This window comes from Roseateles sp. FW305-36 (genome assembly GCF_058787015.1).
The window spans coordinates 261145-272952 of record NZ_JBYSZK010000008.1; the positions used below are offsets into that span (position 1 = coordinate 261145).

The 11808-nt window shown below is 69.3% G+C and carries 11 protein-coding genes; 1 reads left to right on the top strand and 10 read right to left on the bottom strand.

Annotated features, from left to right (window positions below; translation table 11 throughout):
- The first annotated feature begins 10 nt into the window (after positions 1-10).
- Positions 11-865, top strand: a complete 855-nt coding sequence (locus AC3WOE_RS16975) for a DUF72 domain-containing protein (RefSeq protein WP_492692123.1) — start codon at positions 11-13, stop codon at positions 863-865.
- Here AC3WOE_RS16975 and AC3WOE_RS16980 read toward each other — a convergent pair.
- The 10 genes from AC3WOE_RS16980 to AC3WOE_RS17025 form a co-directional block, all read right to left on the bottom strand.
- The gene (locus AC3WOE_RS16980) at positions 862-1605 is read right to left on the bottom strand and encodes an ankyrin repeat domain-containing protein (RefSeq protein ID WP_492692051.1); all 744 of its coding nucleotides are present in this window, start codon (positions 1603-1605) and stop codon (positions 862-864) included. The two genes, AC3WOE_RS16975 and AC3WOE_RS16980, sit on opposite strands and share 4 nt — an antisense overlap.
- A gap of 28 nt (positions 1606-1633) precedes the next feature.
- Positions 1634-2134 carry a hypothetical protein gene (locus tag AC3WOE_RS16985; protein WP_492692053.1) on the bottom strand — a complete coding sequence of 167 codons (501 nt, stop codon included), beginning with the start codon at positions 2132-2134 and terminating at the stop codon, positions 1634-1636.
- 56 nt (positions 2135-2190) lie between these two features.
- Positions 2191-3771 (bottom strand): hypothetical protein, encoded by a 1581-nt coding sequence (locus AC3WOE_RS16990; RefSeq protein WP_492692055.1) that lies wholly within the window; start codon positions 3769-3771, stop codon positions 2191-2193.
- The gene (locus AC3WOE_RS16995) at positions 3768-4634 is read right to left on the bottom strand and encodes an ABC transporter ATP-binding protein (protein ID WP_492692057.1); all 867 of its coding nucleotides are present in this window, start codon (positions 4632-4634) and stop codon (positions 3768-3770) included. Before AC3WOE_RS16995 ends, AC3WOE_RS16990 begins: the two co-directional genes overlap by 4 nt.
- Before the next feature lie 121 nt (positions 4635-4755).
- A complete protein-coding gene (locus AC3WOE_RS17000; protein WP_492692059.1) occupies positions 4756-5445 on the bottom strand; it encodes a phosphodiester glycosidase family protein in 690 nt (229 codons plus the stop codon).
- Positions 5442-5648, bottom strand: coding sequence for a DUF3820 family protein (locus tag AC3WOE_RS17005; protein WP_492692061.1), 207 nt, complete (start codon positions 5646-5648; stop codon positions 5442-5444). The genes AC3WOE_RS17000 and AC3WOE_RS17005 overlap by 4 nt, the downstream gene beginning before the upstream one ends.
- A 90-nt stretch (positions 5649-5738) precedes the next feature.
- Positions 5739-7301: a methyl-accepting chemotaxis protein gene (locus tag AC3WOE_RS17010; protein WP_492692063.1), complete on the bottom strand. Its 1563-nt coding sequence runs from the start codon at positions 7299-7301 to the stop codon at positions 5739-5741.
- A 143-nt stretch (positions 7302-7444) separates the two neighbouring features.
- Complete coding sequence (locus tag AC3WOE_RS17015) at positions 7445-8110, bottom strand: response regulator (protein WP_492692124.1); 666 nt, start codon at positions 8108-8110, stop codon at positions 7445-7447.
- Between the two features lie 17 nt (positions 8111-8127).
- Complete coding sequence (locus AC3WOE_RS17020) at positions 8128-10815, bottom strand: DUF4118 domain-containing protein (RefSeq protein ID WP_492692064.1); 2688 nt, start codon at positions 10813-10815, stop codon at positions 8128-8130.
- Positions 10806-11774, bottom strand: a complete 969-nt coding sequence (locus AC3WOE_RS17025) for a magnesium and cobalt transport protein CorA (protein WP_492692066.1) — start codon at positions 11772-11774, stop codon at positions 10806-10808. The genes AC3WOE_RS17020 and AC3WOE_RS17025 overlap by 10 nt, the downstream gene beginning before the upstream one ends.
- Positions 11775-11808: the final 34 nt, after the last annotated feature.

The following is an 11808-nucleotide window of genomic DNA, read 5'->3' on the forward strand; positions in this document are numbered from 1 at the left end:
CCCCTGGCCGATAGACTGGTTTTTCATACAGTCAACAGCCAGGAGCGCCAGCGTGAGTGCAGGAAAGATCAGGGTCGGTATCGGCGGCTGGAATTTCGAGCCCTGGCGCGACAACTTCTACCCCAAGGGCTGGCCGCAGGCGCGTGAACTGGAGTACGCCAGCCAGCACCTGACGGCCATCGAGATCAACAGCACCTATTACGGGGCGCAGAAGCCGGCCACCTTCGCCAAATGGCGCAAGGAGACGCCCGACGGCTTCGTGTTCTCGCTGAAGGCCATCCGCTTCGCGACGCAGCGCCGCGTGCTGGCGGACGGTGCTGACTCCATCAAGCGCTTCATCGAGTCGGGCATTGCCGAACTCGGCGACAAGCTCGGCCCCATCGTCTGGCAGCTGGCACCGACCCACAAGTTCGACACGGCCGACCTGACGGCCTTCCTGGAGCTGCTTCCGGCCGCGGTCGACGGCCTGCCGCTGCGCCACGCACTGGACGTGCGCCACGCCAGCTTCCAGAGCCCCGACTACCTGGCCCTGGCTCGCAAGTACAAGGCCGCCACGGTGTTCACCGAGTCCGACGACTACCCGCCCATCGCCGAGCCGACGGGCGACTTCGTCTACACGCGCATCATGCGCACCCACTCGGAAGAGGCCCTGGGCTGCAAGCCCGAAGTCTTCCCCCAGCTGGCCGCATCGGCGCTGGCGTGGGCCCAAGGTGGCGAGCCCGAAGGCGTGCCGCGCATCGAGCCAGCAGCGCCTGCGGCGGCCGCGCGTGATGTCTTTGTCTACTTCATCAGCGGTGCCAAGGAGCGCGCGCCGCATGCGGCCATGGCGCTGCGGCGCGCCCTGGGCGAGGACGTGCCGGCCTAACGCAGATAGCGGTTGGGCACGTTGTCCAGCCGCGGCGCGGGCCGGCCCAAGGCGGCCAGCAGTTCGGCGACGTTGGCATAGGTGTGCTGTTCCGTGCGCTGCATCTGCGGCAGCAGGCCGAGCTGGGCATAGGACAGCGGCGTCACGTCGTAGCAGACCGTCTCCCACTCGAAGCCGCGGCCCCAGGTGATGCCCTGGAGTCGCACGTCGGCTCGGGCGCCGGCCTTCAGCAGCAGGCGCATGAGGGGCGCCGAGCGGTTGGCATTGGAATTGACCGTGTGGAAGAGCGGCGTCTGGCCGTTGAGGCCCTCGGCATCGACATCGGCGACTGCATTCGGATCGGCGCCCAGAGCCAGCAGGCGCTCGGCAACGGCCAGGTGGCCGTACTCGGCGGCCACATGCAGCAGCGTCGCGCCGTCCAGCGGCGTGAAGGTGCAGCGCATCGTGCTGCGGTGCCGCAGCAGCGTCGGATCGGCTGTCACGGCGGCCGAAAGCGCATCGGCGTCGTTGAGCAGCACCGGCGCCAGCTTGGGATCGTCGAGCCGGGCGCCGCGCTCCAGCATCAGCTTCAGGCAGGCGGGAAAGCCGTCCGAGCGCCAGTACATCTCGACCAAATGCGTGACGGCAGGCTTGTCGTCGATGCTCGAGGCCGCCTCGAAGCCGGCGTCAAGGATGGCGCGGATCGCGTCGACGTCGTGGGTCTCGAAGGCGCCGAGCAGGCGCTCGTGGGTGTCATTCACAACCACGAATCCTACGCCGCGCCAAACTTCAGGGGCAGCGCAGGAAGTTGCCTTGCACCGTGCAGGTCCCGCGCGGCCCCACCAGCGTCGGGCCGACGCGGGTGAGCATGGAGCCGTCACTGCCAAAGCAGGTCGCGGCCGTGCAATGGGTCACCATGACAGGCGGCTCGACACGAGGGATGGACAAGGTCACGGGAGGCGTCGGCACGCGCGGCGCCACCGCGTCAAGCCGGGACGGCAGGGATGGCGCGACCCAGGTGTGCTGCGAAGGCGAAGGGGACGTCGTCAGCCCACCCAGGCAGGCATCGGCCACGCGCTGGCGCATCGGCTGCAATCGCGCCGCGACCAAGCGCTGGCGCTGTTGATCGGGAGGGGCGGCCGACGCGGCGGCCGCGGCAGCCAGGGCGTCTTCCGCCTCCTCCAGCGCATGCAACGCCGTGCGGCAGGCCGATGACTTCGGCAGTTCCTCGGCCTGCACAGCGGCGCACAGCAGGCAGGACACGCAGAACAAGCGAAACAAGGCGTTCATGGCACTGCAATCTTGCGCCGTTTTCGGCGCCCCTGCTGTAGGCCATGGCCTTCGCCTCAAGCCCGACGCAACCGCGGCAGAGCCAGCAAGGCCATGAATCCCGCCACACCGGCCGCGGCGTAGCCCGCGGCGCTGACCGCGCTCGCGTCACCCACCAGGCCCAGCAGGTCCAGGGCCGGCACGCCGGTCTTCTGCATGTCCAGGTAGAGGGCGAACAGGAACAGGGCCAGGAAGGTGCGCGAGCCCTGGGTCAGGCGGCCCAGCAGCGTCGCGGCAGCGCTGAGAAAGAGCAGGCCGGCCAGGCAGGCCAGGGTCAGCCGAGGCGCGCTCGCGCCATGGCGCAGCAGGGCCGGCAGGGCCAGCAGCAGGCCCAGACCGAAGGCCGCCAGGGCCTGGCGCCAGCCGCGCTCCAGCGCGCCGCCGGGTGCGGCGCTGGCCAGGGCCAGGGTGCCGCTCTGCAGGTCGCGCGAGCTGACATCCGCCACGGCGATGCCCCAGACACACAGCGTTCCCGCCAGCACCGCAGGCAGCACCGGGGCCGGGACGAACACGCTCGCCACCGCGCTGCCGAGCATCGCCAGAGCCGGCAGGGGTTGGCTCAGCAGCACCAGGGCCACATCGGCCAGCCAGCGGCCCGGCAGGCCCGGCAGACGGGCGGCGGCACTCAGCAGCAGCGCCAGGGCGCGGGTGAAGGGGCGCATGACGGGGCGCAGCAGCCATTGCAGGGCCAGCACCAGGCGGCTGCGCCCGGCCGGGTTGCGCAGCTTGACGCGGTCCGGCGCATAGCGGTGGAAGAGCATCACGGCCGGCACCAGGGGCAGCAAGGCGACCAGCATGGAACCCACGCGCAGGGCCACCAGGTCCGAAGTCCACAACCCCGCCGGCATGTGCAGGATGGGAAGACTGGCGTCGAAGGGCGAACCGCCGACGCTGATGTGGCTCACGTCCATCAGGTGGCTCACGCCGACCAGCAGCGGCGACATGCCATTGACGTCGAACAGCTGCCAGCCGCTCAGTTGCACGGCACCGCCCTGCCCCAGCATGGCCGGGACGAAGGCGAACTGGACCATCCACAGCAGCCAGTAGAGGGCATCGCCGCGCTTGCCCATCAGCGGCACCCAGGCATCGGCCAGCACGGCCAGGCTGGCGCACAGCATCAGGCCAGGCGCGAGGCCCAGCACCAGCATCTGCAGATAGGGCAGCGGCTGCAGCGCCCCTTCGCCACGCACCAGCTGCAGCACCCACACCGTCAGCATGACGACGGTGCCCAGCGAGAACAGGAAGCCGAAGGCGCCCAGCCAGCGCGCGCCCAGCAGCTGCGCATCCGACACCGGCGTGGCGGCCAGAACGCCGGCGGTGCCGCAGCGCAGGTCCTCCTGGGTGCGGCCACGGGCCAGATAGAAGCCTGCCAGGCCAAGGAGCAGCGAGGCGATGAGATTGGTTCCGAAGGCCAGGGCCTGGCTTTCGTAGGCGATGCGCTGCTTGTTCACGACCATCATGGCGGCGCCGCTGCTGGGGTCCAGCACCATCAGCCAGCTGACCGCCACGACGCCCAGCAGGATGACGAGGCTGCTGACGCGGCGGCTGCGCAGCCGCCACTCGTTCAGCACCAGGGCCTGGTAGAGCGTGGTGTTCATGCAGCCTCCCGCGCGTCGGCATAGCGCTGGGCCATCAAGGCCTCTTCCAGGCTGGCACTGACCGGTTCGGCCTCGGCGAAGGGACGTGACGGATGCGCGATGCGCACCTGCACACGCCCGCCCTGGGGCTGGGCCTGCAACACATGCATATGACCCTTCAGCGCCTCGTAGTCGGTCTGGGCCAGCAGCGCCGTCCAGACCTTGCCGGCGGCACGCGCCAGCACGGCTTCCGGTGTCTCGTAGGCCACCAGGCGCCCCTGGCGCAGGATGGCCAGATGCGAGGCCATGTTCTCGACGTCCGACACGATGTGGGTCGAGACGATGACCAGGCGCTGGCGTCCCAGATCGCCGAGCAGATGGCGAAAGCGCAATCTTTCCTCCGGGTCCAGGCCCGCCGTCGGCTCGTCGACGATGAGCACGTCGGGATCATTCAGCAAGGCTTGCGCGATGCCCAGGCGCTGGCGCATACCGCCCGAGAAGCCGATGGCCGGTCGATTCGCCTGCTCGTGCAGGTTCACGAGTTCCAGCAGCTGCTGCAGTCGCTGGCGGTCGCTGACACCCTTGAGGGCCGCGAAGTACTGCAGGAATTCCAACGCCGTCAGATGGGGGTAGACGCCGAAATCCTGCGGCAGATAGCCCAGGCGCCGACGCATCAGCTCGGGCTTGGCGACGATGTCCTGGCCTTCGAGCAGGATGCGTCCGCTGGTGGGCTTGGTCAGCGTCGCCAGCATCTGCATCAGCGTGCTCTTGCCCGCGCCGTTGTGGCCGATCAGGCCCACGACGCCGGGCTTGAGTTCCAGCGACACGCCCTCGACGGCGTGGAGTTTTCCAAAGCTCTTGGTGACGTTCTGAATCTGCAGCACGGCCACTCCTCGTTATGCGAATGAGCGACAGCCTAGAGGCTGTGAGCTTGACGACCAACGGACTCGCGACAGACCGTCGAGGACAGGGTTCAGGCCGGCGAAACGGCGGCCTGGGCCGCTGTCATTGCACGGCGCCTATCAGCGGCCCGAGGTCGGTCCAGCGGTCGTTGCGCCCGAGGCTGGGCGAATACAGACTGGATACCGCGCCATCCAGGTAGAGGGCATCCTGGCAGCGCAGCACGTCGCGGAAATAGCTCGCGAACTCGTGCAGCGTGACCGGCCTCTCGCTGATGACGAAGACGCCTTGCGAGCCCGCCGCGCAGACGCCGTTGCGGATGTGACGCGAGGCCGAGTTCGGGCCGAGGGCCGCAGGGATCTGGCCCTGCCTCAGCAGCAGCGGGCCGGACTGCGTGGCGAGCTTCACGCCTTCGTGCGAGGCCGGATAGTCGGCCGAATCGACGACATGCGGCCCCTGGGCGTCGATGAAGAACACACCGTTGGGCTTGAGGAAGAAGTTGCCCTTGCCGTCCGCGAGATTGAGAGGCGCCAGTTCACGTCCGTCGACGATGAGCAGGCCCACCGGACTGGCGTCGGCGTGATACATGCCGGCATTCATGCCGAAGGCCAGGGTCTGGCCCCGGGCCTTCTGCCAGGCCGCCAGCCGGTCCAGGCGGCGCAGCGGCTTGCCATGGTCGTCGCGCCAGAACAGGCGCAGCTTGTCGGCCTCGACGCGGACGACGGTGTAGCTGCTGTCCGCTTGCGCCGCGCAGGCCAGGCTGGCGAGCGCCAGACCCAGCAGGCGTCGCTTCACCGCAGCGGCCTCAACAGCTCGCGCAGGCCATTGAGATCCATCTCATGCATCAACGCCAGCAGCCGCCCGATCTCGCCCTTGGGAAAGCCCTCACGCGCAAACCAGGCCAGGTAGTTGCTGGGCAGGTCGGCGATCAGCATGCCCTGGTGCTTGCCGAAAGGCATCTCGGTCTTCAGGAGCTGGGTGAGGTCTTCGGGCTTCATCGCTCGCAGTGTGCCTGCCCCGGATGCGAAAAAACCCGACCGGCGGCGGGCCAGTCGGGCAAAGGCGACCCGCGGGCCGCTTCCGGCGGTTCAATGAGACAACTTGAACATGCCGACCGCGCGCGCCAGGTCCATGGCCTGGCTCTTCAGGCTGCTGGCGGCGGCTGCCATTTCCTCGACGAGGGCGGCGTTCTGCTGGGTGGTGCGGTCCATGCTCGACACGGCACCACCGACCTGGCCCACGCCCTCGCTCTGCTCGGCGCTGGCGGTACGGATCTCGCCCATGATGGCGGTCACGCGGCCAATGCTGGCCACCACGTCCTGCATGGTGCTGCCGGCCTGGCTGACCTGGGTCACGCCGGTTTCGACGCGGGACACGCTGGCGGCGATGAGTTCCTTGATCTCCTTGGCCGCTTCGCTGCTGCGCTGGGCCAGGGCCCGCACTTCGCTGGCCACCACTGCGAAGCCGCGGCCATGCTCGCCGGCGCGGGCCGCTTCCACCGCGGCGTTCAGCGCCAGGATATTGGTCTGGAAGGCAATGCCGTCGATGACCGAGGTGATATCGGCGATGCGCTTGCTGGCTTCGCTGATGCCGTGCATGGTGTCCACGGCCTGCTCGACGACCTGGCCACCCTGCTGTGCCACGGCGCTGGCGGCCTGGGCCAGCTGGTTGGCCTGGACGGCGTTGTCGGCGTTCTGGCGCACCGTGGCGCTCAACTGCTCCATCGACGACGCCGTCTGTTGCAGCGCGCTGGCCTGCGTTTCGGTGCGCGACGACAGGCTGTGGTTGCCCTGCGCGATCTCTGCACTCGCCAGCGACAGGCTGTCGGCGCCTTGCCGCACGGAAGACACGAGGCTGCGCAGGCCGCCCTGCATGGACGAGATGGCCTGCAGCAGATGGCCGAACTCGTCACGGGTGTCGACCTTGACCTCGGCGTCGAGATTGCCCTCGGCAACGTCATTGATCAGCCCCACGGCCTGGTTCAAGGGCAGGACGATGGACCGGATGATGGCAAACGCCGCGACAAGCGACAGCGCCACCACCAGCGCGCAGCCGACCGACAGCACAAGCAGGCGCTGGGCATGCACCTTGTCGTTGTCGGCGATCAGGCGCTCGGAGGTCTGCGCGGTGTACTGGATGTAGTCGTCGGTCGCCTTGACAAGGGCAGCCAGCAGCGGGCGGCATTGCTCGTTCATGCGCCCGACGGCGGCCTCGCGGTCGCCCGCCAGCACCAGTCCGAGGATGGACTCGGCGACACGGGAATAGCGCACCTCGATCCTGGCGATCTCCTCGACGTGGCCGCGCGCCTCCGCCGGCACGCCGGCCTTGTTCGACAGGCCTTGCAGGGCTTCCAGAGACTTGCCGACGTCGGCCACGGCGGCCAATACGGCGGCTTTCTCGAGCGCGCTGTCTTCTGCCCGGGTCACCAGCACGAGGTTGCGGGCGGCAATGGCGCGGCGGTCGACCGCCAGGCGCACCTGGTTGGCCGCGGCGGCGCGGGCCTCGACGCCCTGCACATAGCCGGTGAACTGGTCGCCGTCCTCCTTGATGGACTGCAGCGCCGCGGCGGACACCGCGACGATCATCAGAATCAGCAGACCAAAGGCACCGGTCAGCTTGGTCTTGACGGACAGGTTTTTCCAGAATGACATGGCCGCTCTCCCCTGGGCTTTGAAGTCAACGATGGACGACCGTCATCTTCTGAAACCCGCATCGGGGCGGCGAGACGGGGACGCCTGACGCCCTTGCGCGTGGATCACGGGACTTGCCGTAGGCAAATTGCCTACAGCCGGCCTCAAGCCTTCAAGCGATATCCCACCCCAGCCTCGGTCACCAGCCATTGCGGCCGGTTGGGGTCGACCTCGAGCTTCTTGCGCAGATTGGCCATGTGGACGCGGACATAGTGAACGTCCTCGGCATGGCCGGGACCCCAGACGGCCTTGAGCAGGTGCTGGTGGGTCAGTACGCGGCCCGGCACGCTGGCCAGCTCCTGCAGCAGGCGGTATTCGATGGGCGTCAGGTGCAGCTCCTGGTCGCCCCGGGTCACCACGCGCAGGGCACGGTCCACGGCGATGTCGCCGAAGCGCAGCACGGGGTCGGCGTCATTGCCGCCGCCACCATGCCGGCGCAGCTGCACGCGCACCCGGGCCAGCAGCTCGGCCACGCCGAAGGGCTTGACGAGGTAGTCGTCGGCACCGGCGTCCAGGGCCTGCACCTTGCGGTCCTCGCCCTCGCGGGCCGACAGCACGAGGACGGGCGCCTGCGACCAGCCGCGGAACTCGCGAATGAAATCCAGCCCGTCGCCGTCCGGCAGACCGAGGTCCAGCACGACGAGCTCAGGCCGGCGCGTCGCCGAATCGATGAGGCCGCGTTGCAGCGTCGCCGCTTCGAAGACCTCCAGGCCCTCGCTCTCCAGCGCCATGCGCACGAAACGCCGGATCTCCGGCTCGTCCTCGATCATCAACACACGTGCGGCGCTCACTCAGGCTTCTCCACCGGGGGCCGGCCAAGGGGTAATTCCACTCGCACACAGGCGCCGCCGGTGGCGACATTGTGGGCGCTGATACGACCGCCATGTGCCTCGACGATGGCCTTGCAGATGGCCAGGCCCAGGCCGACACCCGGCGTGGCGCTCTCGCGGTCGCCGCGCTCGAACTTGTCGAAAAGCCTGGCCTCGCGGCCGACCGGGAAGCCGGGGCCGTTGTCGACGACATCGATCTCGACAAGCCGCCCCGCCGTTCGCGCCGCGATGCGGATGGCGCCGTCCGCGTACTTGGCCGCGTTCTCCAGCAGATTGACCAGGACGCGCTCGATGAGGACGGCATCCAGCGCCACCAGCGGCAGATCGGCCGGCAGGTCCACGGCGACCTCGCGGCCGGCCAGCGTCTCGTCCAGGCTGGCCAGCGCGCTGCCGACCACCTCCTGCAGCGGCAGCCAATGCCGGTTCAGCTGCACGGTGCCTGACTGCAGCCGCGCCATGTCCAGCAGATTGCTGACCAGGGCGCTCATGCGCAGGGCCGAGCGGCGCATGGCGTCGGCCACCTCGGCCTGGGGCGCGGCCAGCGGCGTGAGCTTGAGCGCATCAGCCAGCCCGACGAGGGCGGCCAGCGGCGTGCGCAGGTCGTGGGAGATTGCCGTCAGCAGCGAATTGCGCAGGCGCTCGGACTCGATCTGCAACGTGCTCTGCTGGGCCACCTCGATGTAGTGGATGCGCTCCAGCGAGATCGCCAGCAGGGCGGCGCAGGTGTCGAGCAGCTCGCGCTCCTCGGGCGACCAGCGGCGGCCGCGCCCTTCCACAGCCAGGATGCCACGCAGCCGCATCGGCGCGGTCAGCGGCAGCATCAGGCAGGGGCTGGCCGGCAGGGTGTCGGTGCCCTGCCCCGCCGCCTGGCCGTGATCGAAGGCCCATTGGGCGACGCCGAGATCGGGCTGCACGCTGGCACCGGGCAACACCGCCAGCACCTCGCGGCCCGCGGTGGCCGCCAGTGGCGGCGCCAGCACGGCCGAGGCGGCACCGAACTCGGCGCGCAGGAAACGCGTCGCGATCTCTGCCACCTGCTCCGGCACCAGGGCGGCGCCGAGGTCGCGCGACATCGCATACAGGCCGCGCACGCGGCGCTCGCGCTCCTGCGCCGCCCGCGCCTGCGCCTGCAGGCCGGCCGCGAGCTGGCCGATGACCAGGCCCACCAGCAGCAGCACGGCGAAGGTGACGAGGTATTGGGCGTCACCGACGGCAAAAGACCAGCGCGGTTCGACAAAGACGAAGTCGAAGGCCGCAACGCCCAGCAGCGCGGTCAACGCCGCCGGCGCACGCCCGAAGCGCAGGGCCACGCCGACGACATTGAGCAGATAGAGCATCGCGATGTTCGTCGGCGCGATGAAGCGCAGCAGCGCATGGGCGATGAAGGTCGTCAGCCCGACGCCCAGCAGCGCCGCCGCATAGCCCCTCAGCGCATGCGGCGCGAGCAGGCCGCGGGCCTGCTGCACCGGCGCCTGACGTTCGCGGGTTGCCGTGGGCAAGGCCACCTGCAGCACGTCCATCTCCGCCGCCAGCCGGTTCAAGGCTTCGGCCAGTGAAGGCCGGCCGGGCCAGCGCCAGACCTGCTCGCGCCGGCCGACGACCAGGCGCGACAGGTTGTGTTCGCGGGCATAGCCCACCAGGGCCGCGGCGACTTCCGGCGCCGACAGCGCGGCCGTACGGGCGCCCAGCGACTGGGCCAGCTCCAGCGTGCGCTGCACGCGCTGGCGGGCGGCCTCGCTCAAGGCCCGCGCCGTCTCCACATGCACCGCATGCCAGTCCAGGCCGAGTTGCTGGGCCAGGCGGGCGGCGCTGCGCACAACCTTGTCGCTGGCCGCGCCCGGGCCGACGCAGGCCAGCAGCGACTCGCGGTTGGGCCAGACGGCGCCCCGGCCCAGGTCCGTGTGCTCGCGGCGGTAGGCCTGCATCTGATCGTCCACACGGTCGGCCGTGCGGCGCAGGGCGAGCTCGCGCAGGGCCAGCAGATTGCCCTTGCGGAAGAAGTTCTGGGCCGCGCGCTCGGCCTGAGCCGGCAGATAGACCTTGCCTTCCCTCAGCCGCTGCAGCAGTTCGTCTGGTGGCAGGTCGACCACGACGACTTCATCAGCCTCATCGAAGACCTTGTCCGGCAGGGTCTCCCAGACGCGGATGCCGGTGATGCCGCCGACGACATCGTTCAGGCTCTCCAGATGCTGCACGTTCAGCGTCGTCCAGACCTCGACACCGGCTTCGCGCAACTCCTGGGCGTCCTGCCAGCGCTTGGCGTGGCGGGAGCCGGAGGCGTTGCTGTGGGCCAGTTCGTCCAGCAGCAGCACGCCACCGGGCTGCTCGCGGCTCCAGGCCAGGGCGGCGTCAAGATCGAACTCGCGCAGGGTCTGGCCGCGGTGGGCGACGTCCTTCAGCGGCAGTCGCCGCAAGTCGCGCGCGATGCCTTCGGTGTCGGCGCGGCCATGTGTCTCGACGACGCCAACTCGCACCGCCCTGCCCTGCGTCTGCACCGCGTGGGCGGCGGCCAGCATGGCGAAGGTCTTGCCGACGCCGGCATTGGCGCCGAAAAAGATCTTCAGCCGGCCGCGCCTGGCAGCCGCCTCGTCCCGCTGCATCTTGGCGAGCAGGGCATCGGGGTCGGGACGCCCGTCTACAGCCATTTGAGATGCTTGAAGCGCCAGTAGAGGGCGCCGCTGACCAGCACGATGGTGCCCAGTGCCATGGGGTAGCCGAACTCCCATTTCAGCTCGGGCATCTTCTCGAAGTTCATGCCCCAGATGCCGGCCAGGGCCGTGGACGCGGCAAAGATGGCGGCCCAGGCAGCGAGGCGCTTGGTGACCAGGGATTCGTCGATGGTGACCAGGGTCAGGTTGACCTGGGTCGCCGCGATGATGGTTTCGCGGGCGGCATCGATGCTGGCCTGGATGCGCAGCAGGTGGTCGTAGACGTCGCGGAAATAGTCCTGCATGGCCTTGCAGACGACGGGCACGCGGCCGCCATGCAGCTTGGACGACACCTCCAGCAGCGGCGTGACCGCATGGCGCAAGGTGGCCAGGCGCTGTTTCAAGCCGAACAGCTGCTGCACGACGGCCTGGCGGTCCTGGTGGGGCTGGAACATCGTCGCCTCGAGCTTTTCCAGCTCGGCCTCGATGGCGTCGATGAGCGGGAAATAGCGATCGACGACAGCGTCCATCAGCGCATAGAAGACAAAGCCCGGTCCCAGGCGCAGCAGGTCGGGCTCGCGCTCCGCCCGGCCGCGCACGCCGAGGAAGCCCTGGGCGCTGCGGTGCCGCACCGACACGATGAAGCGCGTGCCGACGAAGACGTGCACCTCGCCCACCGCCAGGCCCTCGGGGCCTTCCTCGAGCAGATGCATGGCGGCGAACAGCATGTCGCCGTATTCCTCGACCTTGGGCCGCTGCTGGCCCTTGCGGGCGTCCTCGACGGCCAGGGGCGGCAGGTCCAGCTCATGCTGCAGGCGGGTCAACTCGTCGTCGGTCGGGTCGCGCAACGCGATCCACACGAAGCCGGACTTGGCCTCCAGCGCTTCGGATACCCCGTCCAGGCCCGGTTCGGCCACGATGCGGCCATCGTCGTACACGGCACTGTTGATCAGCATGGCGTCAGGCTCTTGTTCTGGGACACCGGGCCAT

Excerpts from the sequence above, each read along its gene's own strand:
- AC3WOE_RS16985 (WP_492692053.1), bottom strand. The coding sequence starts at position 2,134 with ATGAACGCCTTGTTTCGCTTGTTCTGCGTGTCCTGCCTGCTGTGCGCC.
- AC3WOE_RS16990 (WP_492692055.1), bottom strand. The coding sequence starts at position 3,771 with ATGAACACCACGCTCTACCAGGCCCTGGTGCTGAACGAGTGGCGGCTG.
- AC3WOE_RS17005 (WP_492692061.1), bottom strand. The coding sequence starts at position 5,648 with ATGAAGCCCGAAGACCTCACCCAGCTCCTGAAGACCGAGATGCCTTTC.
- AC3WOE_RS17010 (WP_492692063.1), bottom strand. The coding sequence starts at position 7,301 with ATGTCATTCTGGAAAAACCTGTCCGTCAAGACCAAGCTGACCGGTGCC.
- AC3WOE_RS17015 (WP_492692124.1), bottom strand. The coding sequence starts at position 8,110 with ATGATCGAGGACGAGCCGGAGATCCGGCGTTTCGTGCGCATGGCGCTG.
- AC3WOE_RS17020 (WP_492692064.1), bottom strand. The coding sequence starts at position 10,815 with ATGGCTGTAGACGGGCGTCCCGACCCCGATGCCCTGCTCGCCAAGATG.
- AC3WOE_RS17025 (WP_492692066.1), bottom strand. The coding sequence starts at position 11,774 with ATGCTGATCAACAGTGCCGTGTACGACGATGGCCGCATCGTGGCCGAA.